This is a genomic window from Pseudomonas serbiensis (assembly GCF_030580745.1).
Lineage (GTDB): Bacteria > Pseudomonadota > Gammaproteobacteria > Pseudomonadales > Pseudomonadaceae > Aquipseudomonas > Aquipseudomonas serbiensis.
On sequence record NZ_JAUQOO010000021.1, the window covers coordinates 95,550 to 114,448 of the forward strand.

The 18,899-nt window shown below is 55.8% G+C and carries 22 protein-coding genes and 1 pseudogene; 10 read left to right on the forward strand and 13 right to left on the reverse strand.

Translation table 11 applies throughout. The features are described from left to right. Positions 1-4 precede the first annotated feature (4 nt). The 5 genes from Q6A51_RS22950 to Q6A51_RS22970 form a co-directional block, all read right to left on the reverse strand. Positions 5-346, reverse strand: coding sequence for a HopJ type III effector protein (locus Q6A51_RS22950; protein ID WP_221577978.1), 342 nt, complete (start codon positions 344-346; stop codon positions 5-7). Next, positions 339-635, reverse strand: coding sequence for a DUF1244 domain-containing protein (locus tag Q6A51_RS22955; protein WP_025258657.1), 297 nt, complete (start codon positions 633-635; stop codon positions 339-341). The genes Q6A51_RS22950 and Q6A51_RS22955 overlap by 8 nt, the downstream gene beginning before the upstream one ends. A gap of 40 nt (positions 636-675) precedes the next feature. Further along, on the reverse strand, positions 676-1,374 hold the full coding sequence (folM, locus tag Q6A51_RS22960; RefSeq protein WP_201020023.1) for a dihydromonapterin reductase: 699 nt from the start codon (positions 1,372-1,374) through the stop codon (positions 676-678). 125 nt (positions 1,375-1,499) lie between these two features. Then, on the reverse strand, positions 1,500-2,069 hold the full coding sequence (locus Q6A51_RS22965) for an antibiotic biosynthesis monooxygenase (RefSeq protein ID WP_201020022.1): 570 nt from the start codon (positions 2,067-2,069) through the stop codon (positions 1,500-1,502). 138 nt (positions 2,070-2,207) lie between these two features. Then, positions 2,208-2,813 (reverse strand): hypothetical protein, encoded by a 606-nt coding sequence (locus Q6A51_RS22970; protein WP_201020021.1) that lies wholly within the window; start codon positions 2,811-2,813, stop codon positions 2,208-2,210. Positions 2,814-3,018: 205 nt separating this feature from the next. Between Q6A51_RS22970 and Q6A51_RS22975 the strand changes: the two genes are divergently transcribed. Continuing rightward, positions 3,019-3,471, forward strand: a complete 453-nt coding sequence (locus Q6A51_RS22975) for a flavodoxin (RefSeq protein ID WP_201006592.1) — start codon at positions 3,019-3,021, stop codon at positions 3,469-3,471. A gap of 197 nt (positions 3,472-3,668) precedes the next feature. Beyond that, the gene (locus Q6A51_RS22980; protein ID WP_201020020.1) at positions 3,669-4,229 is read left to right on the forward strand and encodes a hypothetical protein; all 561 of its coding nucleotides are present in this window, start codon (positions 3,669-3,671) and stop codon (positions 4,227-4,229) included. Between the two features lie 18 nt (positions 4,230-4,247). Here the strand turns inward: Q6A51_RS22980 and Q6A51_RS22985 are convergent. Further along, positions 4,248-5,038: pseudogene (locus Q6A51_RS22985) on the reverse strand (SirB1 family protein). 167 nt (positions 5,039-5,205) lie between these two features. Between Q6A51_RS22985 and Q6A51_RS22990 the strand changes: the two are divergent. From Q6A51_RS22990 to Q6A51_RS23005, 4 genes are all read left to right on the forward strand, one after another. Continuing rightward, positions 5,206-6,228, forward strand: a complete 1,023-nt coding sequence (locus Q6A51_RS22990) for a Leu/Phe/Val dehydrogenase (protein WP_201020018.1) — start codon at positions 5,206-5,208, stop codon at positions 6,226-6,228. Positions 6,229-6,322: 94 nt separating this feature from the next. Continuing rightward, positions 6,323-7,420 (forward strand): pyruvate dehydrogenase (acetyl-transferring) E1 component subunit alpha, encoded by a 1,098-nt coding sequence (gene pdhA, locus Q6A51_RS22995; protein ID WP_304575805.1) that lies wholly within the window; start codon positions 6,323-6,325, stop codon positions 7,418-7,420. After that, positions 7,410-8,396 carry an alpha-ketoacid dehydrogenase subunit beta gene (locus Q6A51_RS23000; protein WP_025258666.1) on the forward strand — a complete coding sequence of 329 codons (987 nt, stop codon included), beginning with the start codon at positions 7,410-7,412 and terminating at the stop codon, positions 8,394-8,396. The genes pdhA and Q6A51_RS23000 overlap by 11 nt, the downstream gene beginning before the upstream one ends. 18 nt (positions 8,397-8,414) lie before the next feature. After that, the gene (locus Q6A51_RS23005) at positions 8,415-9,518 is read left to right on the forward strand and encodes a dihydrolipoamide acetyltransferase family protein (RefSeq protein WP_201006597.1); all 1,104 of its coding nucleotides are present in this window, start codon (positions 8,415-8,417) and stop codon (positions 9,516-9,518) included. Positions 9,519-9,594: 76 nt separating this feature from the next. On the opposite strand, the gene Q6A51_RS23010 is transcribed toward Q6A51_RS23005, so the two are convergent. Continuing rightward, the gene (locus tag Q6A51_RS23010; protein ID WP_304575806.1) at positions 9,595-9,864 is read right to left on the reverse strand and encodes a YebG family protein; all 270 of its coding nucleotides are present in this window, start codon (positions 9,862-9,864) and stop codon (positions 9,595-9,597) included. Positions 9,865-10,122: 258 nt separating this feature from the next. Here Q6A51_RS23010 and Q6A51_RS23015 point away from each other — a divergent pair, with 258 nt between their 5' ends. Beyond that, positions 10,123-10,611, forward strand: coding sequence for a phosphate-starvation-inducible protein PsiE (locus tag Q6A51_RS23015; protein WP_025258669.1), 489 nt, complete (start codon positions 10,123-10,125; stop codon positions 10,609-10,611). A 119-nt stretch (positions 10,612-10,730) separates the two neighbouring features. Here Q6A51_RS23015 and Q6A51_RS23020 read toward each other — a convergent pair whose 3' ends face one another. Continuing rightward, complete coding sequence (locus tag Q6A51_RS23020) at positions 10,731-11,600, reverse strand: coiled-coil domain-containing protein (RefSeq protein WP_304575807.1); 870 nt, start codon at positions 11,598-11,600, stop codon at positions 10,731-10,733. Next, positions 11,593-11,988 (reverse strand): hypothetical protein, encoded by a 396-nt coding sequence (locus Q6A51_RS23025; protein WP_304575808.1) that lies wholly within the window; start codon positions 11,986-11,988, stop codon positions 11,593-11,595. Before Q6A51_RS23025 ends, Q6A51_RS23020 begins: the two co-directional genes overlap by 8 nt. 255 nt (positions 11,989-12,243) lie before the next feature. Between Q6A51_RS23025 and Q6A51_RS23030 the strand changes: the two genes are divergently transcribed. Then, positions 12,244-13,050, forward strand: a complete 807-nt coding sequence (locus Q6A51_RS23030; protein ID WP_304575809.1) for a helix-turn-helix transcriptional regulator — start codon at positions 12,244-12,246, stop codon at positions 13,048-13,050. Positions 13,051-13,053: 3 nt separating this feature from the next. On the opposite strand, the gene Q6A51_RS23035 is transcribed toward Q6A51_RS23030, so the two are convergent. Together Q6A51_RS23035 and Q6A51_RS23040 are read right to left on the reverse strand one after the other, a co-directional pair. Then, positions 13,054-13,266, reverse strand: a complete 213-nt coding sequence (locus Q6A51_RS23035) for a DUF6124 family protein (RefSeq protein WP_095067161.1) — start codon at positions 13,264-13,266, stop codon at positions 13,054-13,056. A gap of 333 nt (positions 13,267-13,599) precedes the next feature. Beyond that, entirely contained in the window at positions 13,600-13,932 is a 333-nt protein-coding gene (locus tag Q6A51_RS23040) for a DUF3509 domain-containing protein (protein ID WP_095067160.1), read from the reverse strand. 164 nt (positions 13,933-14,096) lie between these two features. On the opposite strand from Q6A51_RS23040, the gene Q6A51_RS23045 reads away from it, so the two are divergent. Further along, positions 14,097-14,645, forward strand: a complete 549-nt coding sequence (locus Q6A51_RS23045) for a sigma-70 family RNA polymerase sigma factor (protein WP_200986434.1) — start codon at positions 14,097-14,099, stop codon at positions 14,643-14,645. Further along, positions 14,642-15,601, forward strand: a complete 960-nt coding sequence (locus tag Q6A51_RS23050) for a FecR family protein (protein ID WP_304575810.1) — start codon at positions 14,642-14,644, stop codon at positions 15,599-15,601. Before Q6A51_RS23045 ends, Q6A51_RS23050 begins: the two co-directional genes overlap by 4 nt. Before the next feature lie 66 nt (positions 15,602-15,667). On the opposite strand, the gene Q6A51_RS23055 is transcribed toward Q6A51_RS23050, so the two are convergent. Next, positions 15,668-16,096, reverse strand: a complete 429-nt coding sequence (locus Q6A51_RS23055) for an HPF/RaiA family ribosome-associated protein (RefSeq protein WP_025258680.1) — start codon at positions 16,094-16,096, stop codon at positions 15,668-15,670. A 247-nt stretch (positions 16,097-16,343) separates the two neighbouring features. Beyond that, positions 16,344-18,692: a TonB-dependent Fe(3+) dicitrate receptor FecA gene (gene fecA / locus Q6A51_RS23060; protein ID WP_304575811.1), complete on the reverse strand. Its 2,349-nt coding sequence runs from the start codon at positions 18,690-18,692 to the stop codon at positions 16,344-16,346. Positions 18,693-18,899 lie beyond the last annotated feature (207 nt).

Consider the following 18,899-nt stretch of genomic DNA (forward strand, 5'->3'; position numbering starts at 1 on the left):
GTTATCAGCCCTTGCGCTTCAAGGGCTCACCTTCAAACTTCACACCGGCCAGGCCATGGGCGATCAATGCCCGGATATTGCCGTGGTCGTTGCCTTCTGGCGTGGCTTGTACCGAGCGGTAGTGCTCGCCGAAAGCCAGCAGGGTTTCTTCGTCGCTCAAACCTTCCAGCAGGGCCAGGCCCAGTGTCTTGCACGAGCCTTCGTTCTGGCCGGCTGCGTTTTCTACGCTGCCGTTCTTGAACGCTTGAGGCTGATAGTCATAGCCCGCCGCAATGAATGCCAGGGTATCGGCAAAGGCGTGTTCGCCGCTCTTGAGGCTGGTACGCAGGGTGTTCAGATCAGTCATGCTTGGTTTCCTTGGCAAACGCCGCTTTCTGTTCGGCGCTGGCTTCTTTCTGGTATTGGGCTTTCCACTCGTTGTACGGCATGCCGTAAACCACTTCGCGTGCCTCGTCGAGGCTGACATCGATCTGTTTCTCGTCGGCAGCGGCCTTGTACCACTTGGACAGGCAGTTGCGGCAGAAACCGGAGAGGTTCATCAGGTCGATATTCTGGACGTCCTTGCGGCTGTCCAGGTGCGCGACCAGACGGCGGAAGGCGGCGGCTTCAAGTTCGAGGCGTTGTTGCTCGGTCATGATGGACTCTGTTGGCTAGGGGGCAAGGGGAGGCAATGAGTCATTCACCGGATCTCCCTTTCTTCAAGTGTCGACCTCCATTGATGACGACACTGCTTCCTGTGGTGTATCGGGCTTCCAGCAAATAGAAGACGGCTTCGATCAAGGGCTCTGCGCCAGGCTCGAATTGCAGCAGCGCTTTTTTCAGCGTCTGGCGTCGATATTCCTCATCGCTGTCCGGTTTTAGGATCAGCAGCCCCGGCAAGATCGCGTTTACACGAATGTCCGGAGCATATTTCTCGGCGAACGACAGCACCATGTTTTGCAGGGCGGCCTTTGTGGCGGCATAGGCAATATGGCTTTTGCTGCCACGAGACGAGGTGTCATCGCATATGTGGATGATGTCGGTTTTTTCCGGGCTGGCCAGTAATTGGCCCAATGCCAGGTTCAGATGGTAAGGCGCTTCGACGTGGAGCTTGAACATGGTGTTCAGGTTTTCCAGGCTATCGTCCAGCCACAACGAGGCGTTGTGGATGATTGCGCGCAGGCCATCGTAGTTCGAGTTGATGTAGTCGATCAGCGCCAGACGATCCTGCTCCACTCCCAGATCGGCTTGAAACTGCACGATATCGGGATGAGGCGAGGTTTCTTTCAAAGTGCGGCTGACGCTGATGACGCTATAGCCTGCCTGTGCCAACCGTATGGCAAGTTCCAGGCCGACTCGTTGGCTGGCGCCGGTTACAAGGATCGTTTTATTCATGCGGTGCAGTTGGCTTCAAGGTTTTTCGAGCATAAAACCTGCCCGACTCAAAGGCCCAAGCATAACTGAAGTTATGCCAAGAGTGCGGGCAAGCTCTTGAAACCCGAGTTTTACACAACGCTATCTCAATTGCTGCCAACCGATTTACCTGTCGCTTCAGGCGCGGAAGGTATCTTGTTCAGCCAACTGGCCAGCAGGTGGGTAGACAGTGGAATGAACCAGTAAACCATCAGCGGCGTAAGAATCAGGGTGCTGATCATGATGCGTGGCGCCAGTTCCAGATGACTGAGCAACGGCCCCAGCAGGAAATTGAAGATCAGCGAGACGGGGAAGAAGGCCAGCCAGATGGCCACGGCCTGTTTCCAGCGCGGAGGGCGTTGGTTAGCCGTACCGAACCAGCCATCGATTCCGCTGACACGGCGCTCCGAAGGCTGGGCAAAAAGCCCGCTTCCACGCACCAACCATGAGCGTCGAGAGGCTGAGTGCTCCCATGCGTGCATGGTTTCGGCATCGGCGAAGCGGAAAATGATCTGGAATTCATCGTCCCCGGGCGGAGGAGCAAGGACACCGGAGCCCAGATAGCCGGGAAAATCGGTAGCAAGTTGTTCGCCTTCATGCAGCCAGGTCATGAGTTCCTGGTAACGGCCATGGGCAACGCGGCGTGCAACCATCAAGGTGACGGGATGGGTAGACATTGTGTATCTCCGATAGACGAGTGAGATTCCCGGGTAGGGAAGTCACATGACACGGCTCCGGGGTGGTGGGGCTGTGTCAGCTTCGTTTGAAAACAAGCAAGGATTGTTCCTGAAAACGCTGTAGGAAGCTATCTGAGGTTATCGGTGCATGGTGGGGTGCAGGCGTTGATGCTGCTTGTGCAGGTAGCGAAGCAAACGCTCCGCGTCTTCCTTGTTGTCCTGATTCAGTCGATAAGCCCCCATGCCGTTTTCAGTCACGCGCTCCAGCGTTCCCTTTATCGGAATCGGGGCGTTTCCCAGTGGATTGAACCAGGCGCTGAACTGCTTGGGCAATTTCCTCTGCTTGCGGTACTCAAGCAAGACACCCTTGAAAGACACCTCATGAATCCAGAGTGAAGTCAGCGAGCCCTTTTCGGTTTCCAGTGCAAGGGGCTCCGCGAGGATAAGGCGCCATGGACGGACCCGCGGACCTTCTTCATAGATGCTGGGTGTGCCGAGTTCCAGATGCAAGGCATGAAACTCATCCTCGACCAGATGCAGAGGGAAGTTCATTTGCTGATCTTCGAACTGTGCGTGGAGCGTCACCTGCTCATGGGCCGCCAGACGTGTCAGCAGGTTCTGGATCTGCACGCCGCCGTTCACCATCAGGCTGCGCGTACTGTCACGTACGTTGAGCCTTGGGTTGTGCTGCATGCTCTGGATGAAATCCAGTTCAGCCTGCGTGAGGATGGAATCGGGCTGCATGATGAACTCGTACGGACCGGTAGACGATGAGGAGAAAGACCGTAAATTCCCTGTTCTGTTCTGACCGTTCGTCATTTTTGTTCAAAATATTTCCCGGAAATTTTGCGGGAGTCCAGCGGATAGGCTACTGCTGCAAAATGCAAACTCAGTGGCCGGATCGATAAGGCATAATGTCCGACTCTTTTACTCTGCCACAGGATTTGTCATGAGAGTCGCTATCATTTCCGGCTCGGTCTATGGATCGGCCGAAGAGGTTGCCCGTCATGCAGGCGCGATTCTGCGCGATGCGGGCCATGAACCCTTGCACAACTCGCGCATCACACTGGCCGAGTTACAGGCTTTCGAGCCTCAGGCCTTGCTGGCCGTGACCTCAACGACTGGCATGGGTGAACTGCCCGACAATATCCTGCCCATCTACTCACAGCTCCGTGACAGTCTGCCTGCCTTCCTGAGAGGCCTGCCCGCCGGTGTGATTGGCTTGGGCGATGCCAGCTATGGCGATACTTTCTGTGGCGGCGGCGAACAGATACGCGAGTTGTTCGCCGAACTGGGCGCAGTTGAAGTGCAGGAAATGCTGCGTCTGGATGCGAGCGAAAGCGTTACGCCGGAAAGCGATGCCGAGCCCTGGCTGGCGGAGTTCATCAAGCATCTGGGGTAAGACCCTTATATTGAATTGGCGCGGGAATGTTCATGCATTTCAGCGCCTTTTAAGTGCAAGAAAGGCTTTTTCTTTTTGATATGTAAGATATATGTATTACATATGTAGGACGCGGATGGATTTTTATCCGGCTATCAATTGATATTCCCCAGCTCCGATATTCAAAGAGTGCCCACTCGATGAATAAGGAGTATCAAATGCCAAAGTCTATTGTTGGCAACCTGCCACAGTTTTCTATAAAAGCACCTCCCAAGAAAGAAGCCCCCAAGATAAACGCGCCCCAGGTCAGCCAGATCCTGAGCGAGGCCAGCAGCACGAACTTTGGTGCCATCAGCCTGCTGGTGATGGAAAAAAGAGGCATGAAGCCGCTTTTCAAGGGCTTCAATCCCGAGCAGATCACGCCCAAGGAACTGACGAGGGCGGGTATGAGGCTTTATAACGGCGGGTTGATCGATAATCACACGGCAGAGCTCTTGAGCCGTACCGGGGACGAGTTCGACAAGAAGGGCAAAGTTGTAAACCCGGACAAGCAAATAAATGCTCTGGAGTTTTTTGCCGAACGAATTGCCGAGATGAAAAGCAAGGCCTTGATGGGCGACCCTTATGCACAGATTCTGCTGCCCGATTACGTCAAGGCCATCCATGTCATGCAGAACCTGTACACCTTTGCTACCACCGGCACGAGCATGGAGGTGATGAAAATCAAGGAAGCAGAGAAACTCGGAAGGCCTCCCTTGATTCCGAGGCCTGACAAGTAAAAATATCAGGCCCTGCCGTCAATGAAATGCACTGTTGGGCGGTAGTTGGCTCAGCCTCTCCATCACCTTGAGCCGTTGTACAGGATCGTTACTCAGTAGCAGTGCATGCTCCAGGTCGAAGCGTTCGGCCTGCGGGCATTCAAGGGTCTGATACAGGCCGGCGCGAGCCAGGTGGTCGTGGCTGGTCGCATGGCCCAGTTCGACTATCCGGTCGGCATCCTTGAGTGCGGCAATGAAGTTGTCATTGACCAGATGCAAATGGCGCAAGTTACGTGACATGCGCTGCAACATATCCAGGGGGGTGGCACGGGCCATGTGCTCGACCCGCAGTTGCATGTCCGGCCCGAATTGGCGCACCAGCAGTTCACGGCAATCCTTGGGATAAAGCCGGCGCCCGCTGCAAGGGTCCAGCAGGTGATCGGCACCCGGCACGCGCAGCAGAAAATGCCCGGGGAAGTTGACGCCCTCCAGCGTGATGTTCAGGCGCCTGGCCAGCTCCATCGCAATCAGCGCAATCCCCAGTGGCTGACCCTGACGGCGTTGCACGATCTTGTGCAGCAGGGCCGATTGTTCCAGTCGTCCTGCTTGAACCCAAGGCTGTTGAGCTGCCGCAACAAGGGCTGCGCCAGTTCCGACTCAGGCAAGACCGGCAGCGCTGCACTGAGCTGGCGCTGCAACTGGTTGATCTCTTCTGTCGCCAGATGAGGCAAGAACTGTGGCTCATGCTCGGCCGAAATCCATAACGCGGCCTCGAACACTGAGGGTGGTGTGCGTTGCAGGCACGCCATGCAATTTTGTCGTGGAGTCATTGGCCACTCCGTGTGGGCTCGTTCGTCTGAAACACTCACAACCATGCCTTTTTTAACCCTGGCTGCGGCTTTCGTCCAGCGGTGCTTGCATATGCCTGAATGGTCAGTTGCTTTCCCCGGTAGCGCCTATACTCGCTTTATTAACAAGAACCGGGGAGCACTATTAAATGTTTGCTCTCATGCAACGGTCACGTACCGAAGCTCTTCATCTGGTTTGCGACCCGCAGACAGGTCTCAAGGCCGTCATCGCGATTCATAGCAGCCGCCTGGGGCCAGCTCTGGGTGGATGTCGTTATATGACCTATCCAGATGAAGAGAGCGCCATCGAAGATGCTATCCAGTTGGCAAGAAGCATGAGCTACAAAGCGGTTCTCGCCGGCTTGCCTCTGGGGGGCGGGAAAGCGGTGATCATGCGGCCTCCACACCTCTACAGTCGTGCTGCTGTCTTTGAATCCTTTGGCCGCTTCATTGAAACCCTGGATGGTCGTTACATCACGGCTGTGGACAGCGGCACTTCCAGCGAAGATATGGACTGCATTGCCCTGCATACCCGCCATGTCACCAGCACCAGTGAATCCGGGGACCCTTCACCCTATACCGCCATGGGCGTCTTCGCAGGTATTCGCACCACGGCCATGGCGCGTCTGGGCAGCGATAATCTCGAAGGTTTGCGCGTTGCGATTCAGGGGCTGGGTCATGTGGGCTACGCCCTGGCTGAAATGCTTCATGCGGCAGGTGCCGATCTGTTGGTCAGCGATCTGGACAGCGGCAAGGTGCAACTGGCGATGGAGCAGTTCGGTGCTCACCCTGTCGCGTGCGAGGCTCTGATGAGCACGCCTTGCGACATCCTGGCGCCTTGTGCTCTGGGCAGCGCCTTGAACTGCCAGAGTGTGCCGCAACTGCGTTGCGCTGCCGTGGCCGGTGCCGCCAATAACCAGTTGAGCAGTCTGCAGGTCGCGGAGCAGCTTGAAGCACGCGGCATTCTTTATGCGCCGGACTATGTCATCAACTCCGGCGGGCTCATTTATGTAGCACTCAAACACAAAGGAGAAAATCAGAACGCTATCACCGCGCATCTTTTACGAATCGGACTACGATTGACGGAGGTGTATGCCCATTCTCAGGCCGAAAAGCGCTCACCCGCGTGTATCGCCGATGAATTGGCAGAACGCCTGTTGAATGTCGAATGACGGCCCACCATCCCGGTGCCTTTCGACCTGATCTTCGCAGCCAAAAGCCGCGAGTCATGATCATCACGCATACCCCGCGTGATAGGAGTAGCGAATGTCCAATAAGATCGAGCTTGCGTACACCCGTTACCTGGCCCCCGACGGTCGTTTGACCGGAGAGCTTCCCCCTTGGGCCGATGATTTCAACCTGCTGACCCGCCTTTATCGACAAATGGTTCTCACACGGCTTTTCGACCAGAAAGCCGTCGCCCTGCAACGCACCGGCCGCATCGGCACCTACGCGCCAACCCTTGGCCAGGAAGCCATTGGTGTTGCCATTGGCAGCCTGATGCATCCTGAAGACGTACTGGTTCCTTATTACCGTGACACCGCCGTGCAACTGATGCGTGGCGTGCGCATGGAAGAAATCCTTCTTTACTGGGGCGGAGACGAACGAGGCAGCGCCTATGCCGAACCTGCCGTGGCCCAGGACTTTCCCCTGTGCGTACCGATTGCAACCCAGGCCTTGCATGCCTGCGGTGTAGCCAGTGCGTTCAAGATCAGAGGCGAACATCGCGTGGCTGTTACCACCTGTGGCGATGGCGCGACCAGCAAGGGCGATTTTCTCGAAGCCCTCAATGTCGCGGGCGCCTGGCAATTGCCGGTGGTGTTTGTCGTCAACAACAACCAATGGGCGATTTCCGTTCCCCGGCGCATTCAGTGCGGCGCGCCGACCCTGGCTCAAAAGGCCATTGGAGCGGGGTTCCATGGTGAGCAGGTCGATGGCAACGACATCGTCGCCGTCTACGACCGCATGCAGATTGCCCTTGAACGGGCGCGCAAAGGTAAAGGTCCGGTATTGCTCGAATGCCTGAGCTACCGATTGGGCGACCACACCACCGCCGACGACGCGACCCGCTATCGTTCCGGCGAAGAGGTCAAACAGGCCTGGCTGGAGGAGCCCGTCAAACGGCTGCAATCCTATATGGTCAGCCAGGGCGTGTGGGACGAAGGGCGCGAGCAGACCCTGATCAGCGAGTGTCAGGGCCTGGTGCAAATGGCAGTAGAAGTATTTGAAAGCACTGGCACCCAGTCTCCCGAGTCCGTCATGCAACACGTCTACGCCAAATGGCCCGCCGCGCTGGCGGAACAGCATGAGTGGTTCATGGAACGTGCTGCACGGCGAGCCGGAGGTGATCATCATGGCCAATGAAAAAGTCAGTCTGCTGGAAGCTGTGAACCTGGCGATGCACCGGGCCATGGCCGAAGATGAAAACGTTGTGGTGCTGGGCGAAGACGTCGGCGTGAATGGCGGCGTGTTCCGCGCGACTCAGGGGCTGCGTGACAGCTTCGGCTTCAAGCGCGTGATCGACTCGCCACTGGCTGAAACCATGCTCGGTGGCCTGGTGGTCGGTATGGCGGCTCAGGGTCTGAAACCCGTGGTGGAAATCCAGTTCATGGGCTTTATCTATGCGGCCATGGAACATCTGGTTTCCCACGCCAGCCGCATCCGTAATCGCACCCGTGGGCGCCTTTCCTGCCCGATGGTCCTGCGCACGCCAATGGGCGCGGGGATTCGTGCTCCCGAGCATCACAGCGAAAGCACCGAAGCCATGTTCGCTCACGTACCAGGCTTGCGAGTCGTCATCCCTTCGTCACCCGCCCGCGCCTATGGATTGTTGCTGGCGGCCATCGACGACCCCGATCCGGTGATCTTCCTGGAGCCGACCCGGCTTTATCGCATGAACCCGCAACCCCTTATCGATGACGGCAAGCGTTTGCCGCTGGATAGCTGTTTCACCTTGCGTGAAGGCAGCGACATCACCCTGATCAGTTGGGGCGCCAGTGTGCATGAAACCCTGCAGGCTGCCAGTGCGCTGGCCGAGCGTGGTGTTTCGGCAGAAGTCATCGATGTGGCCTGCGTCAAACCCCTGGACCTCGACACCCTTGAAGCCTCCGTGCGCAAGACCGGGCGTTGCGTGATCATCCACGAAGCGCCGCGTTCATGTGCCGTCGGTTCTGAAATCGCCGCCAGCCTTTACGAGCGGGCCTTCATGGATCTGCAGGCACCCATCCAGCGTGTCACTGCCCCGGATATTCCACCGCCGTTGTACCGGCTGGAACAGCTCTATATCCCGGCAGTTGAAGACATTCTGCATGCCTGCGACACCGTGCTCGATTTCGCCTGATGCCCAAGGAGGCTTGCGATGAAATATTTCAAACTGCCCGATCTGGGCGAAGGTCTGCAAGAAGCGGAAGTGGTTCAGTGGCACGTCAAGGAAGGTGACACCGTACATGCCGATCAACTGGTGGTTTCGGTGGAAACTGCCAAGGCCATCGTCGATATCCCCGCACCTTATGACGGCGTGGTGGCCAAGCTGTTTGGCGGCGACGGCGATGTTCTGCATGTGGGCGAACCCCTGATGGCCTTTGAAGGCGAGGGCGATGCGGGCACCGTAGTCGGGCGCCTTGAAGGTGGTGGCAGCCAGGACGATCAGTTCTGTGTCGGTGCAGCGCCTTCGACCCGTGAACATCTGTCCGTAAAAGCCACGCCCGCAGTGCGCCAACTGGCCCGGCAACTGGGTGTGGAATTGAATGCCCTGGCTGGCTCAGGCAATAACGGCCTGATCACTCGCGCCGATGTCGAACGGGCGGCACAGATCGAACGCGACCGCTTTGGCGGCCAGCGCTTGCGCGGTGTGCGGCGCAGCATGGCGCTGAACATGGCCAAGTCCCATGCCGAAGTGGTGCCGGTGACCATCTTTGGTGATGCCGACCTGCATCGCTGGGCGCAGGCCCGTGATCCATTGATCCGCTTGGGCAAGGCCATGGCCGAAGCCTGCAAGGTGGAACCGGTGCTCAATAGCTGGTTTGACGGCAAATCCCTGTCGATCAAACAGCATGAAACCCTCAACCTTGGCATCGCTGTGGACACACCCGATGGCTTGTTCGTACCGGTGCTGCGCGATGTGGGCAACCGAACGGCGGCTGACCTGAAAGAGGGCATGAGCCGATTGCGAGCCGACGTAAAAGCCCGCTCCATCCCGCCGCAGGAAATGATGGGCGCAACCATCACCCTGTCCAACTTCGGCACCCTGTTCGGGCGTTACGCCAATCCGATTGTCGTACCGCCGCAAGTCGCAATCATTGGTGCGGGTGGCATTCGTGAAGAGCCGGTGGCCATGAACGGAGAGGTTGTTATCCACCCGATCCTGCCGCTGTCACTGACCTTCGATCATCGGGCCGTAACGGGAGGCGAGGCGGCGCGCTTCTTCAAGGCGCTGGTGGATGAGCTGGAGAAGCCGGAGTGATGGAGGTGTAACAGGTTGCATCTTTCGCGAATGAATTCGCTCCTACACGGATCGAATTCATTCGCGAACCCCCGATTCACTCGGTTTCAGCTTCGGTTTCACTCAGCAACTCATTCAAGGCATCCGGCTGGCTCTTGAAGGCGCGGGCGAAGATGTCGCGGTTTTTCGCCATGTAAATCCCGGCTTCTTCAACCTGGGTTTCCGTCAGCGACGGCACGGCCTTGTTCAACACTGTTGCCAGCAACTCAGCGAGTTCAAGCATCTTGTCATGACGATCAGCTTCGGCTTTATCCATGAACAAACGCTCCAGATCTCGGCTGCTGCGGTATACCACTTCGACGGCCATTCACTACCTCACATGCCCTTGCGATAAATTTAATGAATACTGTATTTTTGTACAGTGGTTAGCATAAGCCAATCCGCTTCCCTTGAATAGTGGCCTTAAAACACATTTTTTGTCTGCCCGGTGTGCCTTGCGACAACCCGTCGCGCTCTCAACCATAGCCTATGGCCCTGTTCCTGCTTTAAAAAGCAGCAGTGCAGAGTGTCATGTGCATACAGCATTATCCGGTTGGTAAAAATTCAGGTTCAGAGGTAGAGCGTCATGGGAAACAAATGGGCAGAAAAGATGCGGCAAAAAGTGCATTCGCAAGCCGAATCGCTGGGGAATCTCTGTGTGGAGAGCTTCCACTTCCTGGCACTGTTCGCCATCGGCGCCATCACTGCCTGGGCATCGGTCGTCGCCTTTCTGGGGATGGTCGAAAAAGGCAACATCACGGTCGATGACATCCTGCTGCTGTTCATCTACCTGGAACTGGGTGCGATGACGGGGATTTACTTCAAGACCAACCACATGCCCGTCCGCTTCCTGATCTACGTCGCCATCACGGCACTGACCCGGTTGCTGATCTCGGACGTCTCCCACCACAACCCGCCGAGTATCGGAATCATCTACCTGTGCGGCGGCATCCTGCTGCTGGCGATTTCGATTCTGGTGGTGCGTTATGCGTCGTACAAATACCCGTCGGCGAAGATTCCTGATCCGTTCAGTAATGTGAAAGGGGCGGTGACGGAGGAGAAGGGCGAGGTTTGATTAAGGGCATTTGGTAGGAGCGAATTCATTCGCGAGAGGCCCGTACATTTGAAGAAGATTTATCGCCTTCAATGACGTCATCGCGGATGAATCCGCTCCTACTGCTGCTTTAAGAGGTTTCAGTCAGTACACATTTTTATGATTGCATCTTTTTGGGCAGGCTGCGCAGCTGCGTTTATGAGTTCTATACACTTTTCAAGCGTGCTGTATTTTTGTATTCCCTGCGTCAGATTTTGTGCGGCGACGCCCGTAGAGAACATTTTTCCAAGGTTTTGAGAAACACCTGATGTGTTTGTGCCGTTTACGGAGGAACTGAAACTGCCGAATACAGACATTGCGTCACGTTTCTTGATGTCGACGGAGTTGTTTAACTCTATTATTTTATTGTTTTCTTCGACTGTTAAGTTGGAGATGTTTTCTTTCAATGCCTCGGCGGATTCTTTTAAGGCAGTTTCATCGACTTTTTTGTTTTGTTCGATGCTCTCTTTTATTAAGGGAGCTGTTTCTGGTGACTGTTTTATTTTCTGAATGCTTTTACTGATTTCTTTGATGACAAGGCTGCCCTTGGGTGCCGTTTCAAGTGCTTTTAGCAGGGTGTTGTAGTTTTCGGATTTAAGCACCAGTGTTTTCAATTGGGCAATTTTTTCGTCTTTCTCTGATTGTATCTCTTTGATTTTTTCTACGATGGGCTTTTGCTCGGCTGTCAGTTTTTTTTCTGAGTTGCTGTGATTTTGCCCTTCGCCATAGGTGGCATATATATCTTTGACAAGTGTGTCATCCTTGGACCCTGTTTCCTTGGATACCGCAACAGGCACATAAGCCGCATCAATATTCTTGAACCCCACGTTCAAGCTGATACCTGCCGACTCAGTTGTCGGTGCTGAAATATCAATGCCCAGTACCTGTTTGGACGTATAGACCAATGGCGCTTGTTGCAATGGGGCACATCCGCTGATAAGAACGGTGGCAGTCAGGATGTATTTATTCATGTCGTGCTCCTTGCATAGGGTAAATGCATACGGTGTTCAGGTCAGTGTTGGCGGCTTCAAGTATTGCCCGCAGCTCCTTGACTGCTTCGGGAGATGGATTGATGAAAACAGCCCTGCAGTGTTCTTTTGAAAGTGTCAGATACGTTTCCTTGGCATAACCCAGCGATACGCCTGTGGGGCCATTGATAAGGCCGACTCCGGAGCTTTCAATGTAAACGGAGTCGTCAGGTGTCGGGGTTGTGAGGGTATATATGGGGAGGCCGAAGTGCTGTTTTACGAGTACTCCTTTTTCATGAATATTGATGACGCTGCAGCCGGAGGTGCTGAAAACAAGCAATAAAGATATTGTCGTTTTCAGTGTTTTAAGGGGCGGCGAATCGTACTGCATAGTGCATCCTTGCCGATAAGGGGCATCATATATTCTGTACAAGATGTTTTTATTGAGTACTCATCTGTTTTCGATTGATGACTAACCCGTATGCGACCTATCAAGTCTTGATGGTTGACAGATAAATGGCGTCATGAATATTCCCTTGGCTGCGCTCAATACATGCTCGTTATGTCAAAGCGTAAATAGGCGCGCATCCCCAAAATTGGCTAAAGTGGCAAATAGATATCACGACTGTGACGCATGAGGCATTTTATGGATAATTCCGGGCCTGAAGGATTAGGGACACTTATTGACGGTATTTATGATGCCGTGCTGGACAGTCGTCGTTGGGGTATGTTTTTAGAGGAGTTTTCTGGAAAAGCAGGGGTTTACAGTGAGCAGGAAATGCAGGTTATCGCGGCGTTGATGCCTCATATGCAGGCTGCGTTTGATTTGCACCGCCGTTTATATCACCTCGATGCTCTTGCCCAAGCCTCTGTCAATGTTCTGGAGAGCAGTTCGTTCGGTATCGTTCTGGTCGATGAGAGTACTGAAGTGTTGCACGCCAATACACTGGCACACAGTCTGGCAAGGGGTTCTGGGTTGTTGGCTATTGGTGACGATAATAGCGTCTGTGCATGTCTTGCGGCTCAGGATGCACGTCTGCAACAACTTCTGCAGTGTGCTGTTCGTACCAGTGACCAGATAGAGGGCGGAGGGTTACGTTTGCGTGGGCCTGATGGCAGGCAGCTTGATTTGGTCGTCACGGCTTTACCGCGTTGGCAGTCGACCTTTGGTGAGCGTGGTGCCGGTGCGATTTTTATCAGCAATCCAAACGCTACGATTGGCTCTTTAACGCACATGATGCGTGACCTTTATGGCATGACCCCAGCCGAAGCGCGTCTGACAGAAGCATTGGTCAACGGCCTGACCCCTCAGGAGTATGCCGAGCGCCAGCAGGTTTCACTGCATACTGTGCGTGCGCAGTTCAAGTCTGCTGCTGCCAGGGTTGGAACAACACGGCAGGTTGATCTGGTGCGTATTATCCTGACGGGGCCTGCCGTGTTGAGACGAAGGTGAGCCTTACCGTGGCTCAACCCGCTCCAACGACCGATCCAGTTCGGTTCGGGCAATGCCGATCAGATGAACAACAGAAAAGGCCAGATCGCGTTTCGGGCCGTTGAGGCTGTCGCCGGATTCGTAGGCAGTAGCGGCTGCGCAGCGCAGCAGGTCGGAGACGTATAGCAGGGATTCTTCGAGAGAAGACGGCGGTGGATCGGGCGTTACTTTTTTCATGGCTAAGTCCTCGTTAGGCCACCTGCAAATCGCTGCTAAACGATTGAAGGTGGCAGCTTTGACGCGGGTTAGCAGACCGGGACTTAGCCAAAACCGGCGCACCCGAAGGTGCCCCACGCAAAGCCGCCATAGACGAGGCTCTTGCGTGACTAAGCTCTCAGGCTGCTAAACCCGATCACTGATGAGCAGTGACCGACACAGCCTAGAGAGCCAAAAACGCCCACGCAAGGGCATAGGATTTTCTAGGAAACTTCACGCGGATGAAAGGGAGAAGTCCGTAAGAAATGCCCTGCAATCAGGGCATTTTCGTTAGCGTAAGTAACACAGAGGACCTTAAATGCCCGCCGTCCGCTCATGGCGGTCTGGTCGCCAGTGACCGCCCGTAAGAATCGGCAACTGGCTGAGGGTGACGCCATCGGTCATGGCGGTGAGGATTTTCAGGGCGCTGTCGCCTCGCTCGATGGCGATGCCGAATTGCACGCTTTCTATGAGGCGGCGCAAGCGTTCGGGGTCGTTGCGTTGGGCGGCGCTGATCAGGCGCTTGGCGACTACGCCCTTTTCGTTCGACAGTGTCAGCATGATGCTGCCATCCAGTCCCTGGATGCTCAGATTCACCCGGTAATCGGGATGAAAGGTATCGGTGATCATCTGAAAAGGATTATCCATATCGTCTACCTGTCTATGTGTACTGCATAAGTTGACCGGGTATTAGTCCCTTTAGTTCTCAGTGGCTGACCATCGGCAAGATTTCTCTTGTGCTTGCTGATGGCAGGTTTTGCTGTCATCTTTCGCGTTAATGATAATTTTTCGTGTTTGAGAAGCATTGACGCATGCGCGACTTTTCCGCAGCTGATGACGACCTCATGTCTAGTCGTCGGCAGCAAATGACAGAGCTGTATAGTGACCACCACCTTTGGTTGCACAATTGGCTGCGAAAAAAGATTGGCTGCTCGCAACGTGCTGCGGATCTGGCCCAGGATGCTTTCGTGCGTATCCTGATGCTGGCCGAACCGCTCAACCTCAAGGAGCCGCGAGCGTTTCTTGCCACTACCGCGACGCGCTTGCTGATCGATGGCACCCGGCGTCGCAAGATCGAGCGGGCCTATCTGGATGCGCTGGCGCTGCATGCCGACGACGCCTGTACTCCGAACCCCGAAGCCATTCATGTCGCGCTGCAGATGCTGGAGCGAATCGCTCAAATGCTCGACGGCTTGCCTCCCAGGCCGCGTCAGGCATTTTTGCTGCACCGCCTTGAGGGTCTGACTTACAGCGAAATAGCCATTCAATTGGGTGTTTCCTCCAGCATGGTCAAACAATACATGGCCAGCGTGATGGTGCATTGCTACAAGACACTGCACGGTTCGGGCCATCTCTCGTGAGCGATGAGCACGAACCCAGCGAACGGATGATCAGCGAAGCGGCGTCCTGGCTTGCGCTGGTCAATGACGAGGCTGTCAGCACGGCTGATCGCCAGGCCTTCGATAGCTGGTGTGAAGCCGATCCCCGACATGCTCTGGCGCTGGCACGCATGCAGTCTTTATGGGGCAGTTTCGATGACTTGCCGGGCGAACCGGCCCGGCTCGCATTGCGTCAGACATTCCCGCATTCGGGGGTAAAAGCCTCTTTTCGAGGGTTGCAGGTCGTTGCGCTGCTGGGCGTTTTGATGGGCGGCTGGATGAGCGTCGAGCGCATGCCGATCTGGATGGCCGATCAGCACACGAATGTCGGAGAGCGTCGTGAGTTTTTGCTTTCCGATGGCAGTGAAGTGCAGCTCAATAGTGATTCGGCGCTGGATGTAAAATTCGACGGACGGCAACGCGAGCTTGAGCTGCTGCGCGGTGAACTGTGGGTTCAGGTTGCCAAGGATGCACAGCGCCCCTTTGTGGTGCGCACCGATCAAGGCACCATCACCGCATTGGGGACACGTTTTCTGGTGCGTCGTGGCCCTGAAGGGACCACGGTCAGCGTGCTGGAGTCTGCCATTGCGGCCAGGGCCAACAGTGCAGATGTCGTGAAAGTTGCGACTGGCCAGCAGGCCTTGCTCAAGGACGGAAGCGTGCAGTTACCCCGTTCGATAGGCAACAGCGACCCGGCGGCATGGACACGCGGTTTGCTCAAGGTCGATGACCGTCCACTGGGCGAGGTGTTGCAAACGCTGGCCGGTTACCGACACGGCCTGGTGCATTTCGACTCGAAAGAGCTGGAAGGAATGCGGGTTTCCGGTCTGTTCCGGCTGGATGACACCGATGCTGCGCTTGCCACGCTGAGCGATAATCTGCCGATCCGTATCGAGCGTTTCACTGACCTGCTGATTGTGGTGAAGCCGCTGCGCTGAAACAGAAAGGGCGGCTCTTTTCAGGGCCGCCCTTGGTGACGCGATCAATGTGTCAGAGAGTGGAAATCAGCCCAGTCGAGCGACTTCCTTTTCCAGTTCTTTCTCAAGGAATTCTTCCTCCAGCAGGGCGTCCGGGCTGACCGAATCTTCATCCTGGTCTTGGGGCAGTGGCGCGCCGCCACGTTTGCTGCGCAGTTTGCCCAACAGGTGCTCAAGGGCGTGATCGAGTTTTGCGGCTGCACCATCAACGGCCTGATCCACTGTATCGGCCTTTTGGGTGACGGAAATCGGTTGGTGTCCTTTTGGACGGGCCTCTATCTGGCAGCGGATGTCATGCGGACCTGGTTTTTCGCCGTTTTCATCGCTGAGGTGAACTTCGACGCGGGTTACGTATTCGTCGTAGCGTTCGAGCGTGCTTTCAATGGTGGTACGAACCCACTCCTCCAGTCGGATACTGCTTTCGATGTGATTATCGCTATTGACCTGGATTTGCATAGTTAATCCTTATTAGGGCTTGCTCGTGTGAGGCTCATTGATCGATTTCTGTCGGAGCTCGATTTTGTTTGCGCTCAAGCACAGTGTTGGCGCCAATGAGCCAACAATTCAACCCCTAAATGGAAGAAATATTTCGCAGCAAAAATATTGTTTGAATGCAATGGGTTCTCATTCAGTCTCTTCGCGACTGAAGTCGCTCCTACGCGCTGTAGTAGGAGCGAATTCATTCGCGAATGAATCTGCCCCCTTAAAACGCTACGGACGTTTGTACATACACCGTGCGTGGCTCACCCACGTACTTGCCGCGGTTGTTGTCATCGAAGGAGCGGGTGAAGTATTCGCGGTTGAAGATGTTCTTCACACCCACCGCTACGTTCAGGTCAGACAGTTTCGGGCCGAAGTCATAGGCGGCACGGGTGCTGAACAGCATGTAGCCGGGAATTCTGCCGGTGTTGCCGCTGGCGCTTTCTGCCACGGTGTTGGCGTTGTCGGCGAACTGGTCGCTCTGGAACGAGCTGTCCAGGTTCAGCTTCCACGGGCCTTCGGTGTACCTCACGCCCAGGGTGCCTTTGTGTCTGGACGAGAAGGGCACACGATTGCCTTTGTTCGGGCCGTCTTCGCGGATGGTTGCATCCACATACGCATAGCTGGCGTAAACCTCGTAGGCATCCAGCGCCGGGCTCAGGTCGCTCAAGGCATAGTTGATACTGCTCTCGATCCCCTGATGACGGGTTTCGCCGCGAGCGATGATCCGGTTGTCGGTCTGGTTGGTGTCGTACTGGTTATCGAAGTTGATCAGGAATGCACCGAGCTCTGCGCGCAGCACGCCATTGTCATAGCGGGTGCCCAGTTCCCAGGTACGCGCCTTTTCCGGTTGGACCTCGCCGCCGTTGACGCGGTTAGGCATCTGGCTGTACTGCACGCTGCCGAACGAGCCCTCGGTGTTGGCGTACAGGTTCCAGGTGTCTGTCACGTGGTAAAGCACGTTCAAGGCCGGCAGTGCGGTGTTGTAGTCGCCCTGGTATTTGACGTTGGTCTGGTTGTTGGACTGCGCCGTGTCGATCATCTCGTAGCGAATGCCGGGCGTGATGGTCCATTTGCCGATATCGATGCGGTCATCGATATAGAACGCCTTGGCATCGGTGTAACCACGGGTGTCGCGGTCTTGCGTGCTCGACGTGCTGGGCATGATTTGCGAGGCAGTGGTTTCGTTGTAGCGCACTTCATGGCCGGATTCGTTGATGTAGCGATAGCCGATGCCCACTTCATGCCAGCTCTCGCCCAGTGCGAAGCCCTGGGAAAAACGGGTTTCAAAGCCACGTACCCAGTACTCGCGTGGCGACAGGGTCACGATGTTGCCCTGTTCCAGATAACCGCTGCGCAGGGTCTTGGTGAAGAAGGTGTTGGCGGTGAAAACCCGGGCATCCTGCTCGTAGCGATAGCCGAAGTTGGCCAGGGTGCGACGGCCCCAGAACTTGTCTTTCAGGCGCGTGGATTGATATGGATCGGCATCGTAGTCCGCGACACTCAGGCCGCCGGGCATTTCGGCTTCACCTTCGTAATACTGCGCCATGGCGTTGAGGCTGTTGGCGTCGTCGATCTGGTATTTGCCCTTGAGGATCAGGTCGTCGATCTGGGTATCGCTATGCTCGCGCCAGTCGCTGCCGCGCACGCCGGAATACAGAATCGCGCCGCCCAGGCCATTTTCAGCAGTACCGCCGAGCAACAGGTTGCCGGTTTTCTTGAAACCGTCCTGGCTGGAAGACGGGCTGATTTCGGTCTGCACAGAACCTTTCATGGTGGGCGCATCCGGGATGGCGCGGGTCACGAAGTTGACGATCCCGCCGACGTTCTGCGGGCCATAGCGCACGGCACCGCCGCCACGCACCACGTCCACGGCGTCCATGTTGCCCAGACTGATCGGAGCAAGGGACAACTGAGGTTGGCCGTAAGGCGCGAACGGCACCGGGATGCCATCCATCAAGACCGTGGAGCGCGACGCCAGGCGCGGGTTGAGGCCGCGAATGCCGAAGTTCAGCGCCAGGTCGTGGCTGCCGGTGCCGTTATTGTCCGGTGCATTGACGCCAGGGATGCGGTTGAGCACTTCCCGGGCGTTGGTTGAGCCGTTACGCTCGAATTCTTCACGACGAATCACGTCACGGGCACCGGGGTGCTCGAATACGTTGGTCTGCTGAGCTTCACCCAGCCAGTCGCCGACAATGGTCGATGCGCCCAGCTCGACAGGCCCGCTGTCCGCCGTCCTGACCGGTTGCAGGGTAAAGCCGTTATTGCCATCGGCCTGAGCTTGCAGGCCTGTGCCTTCCAGCAAGGCGGCCAGGCCTTGCTCGGCTGTGTATTGACCTTCCAGCCCGCGGCTTTTCAGGCCGCTGGTGACTTGCGAGCCATAGGAAATCAGCACGCCTGCTTCCCGCCCAAACTGGTTCAGCGCGGTTTCGAGTTCGCTTGGGGCAATGTGATAAGCCCTGGCTTCTTCGGCATGCGCCAGCGACAGACCGCCGAACGACAGGCTCGCGCCGAAAATGATATGCCGCAGGGTGCGAACCAGTGGTGACAGTTGGGGCGATCGGGTCGACATGCAGGAGTCCTTTGATCTGGAGGATTAGAGTTGCTTTCCCTGTCTGTCACGCGAGCGGTTGAAAACGGCTCACCGGATTTGAAAAAAAATTTGTGGCGGGGTTTTTTGGGGGGGTGTTTTTTCTATCCGGGTTGGTTGTTTGGGGATAATTTTTTCCTAAAAAAAAAAAAAATATGTATTCAATACAACAAAAAAAAAAATAAAAAA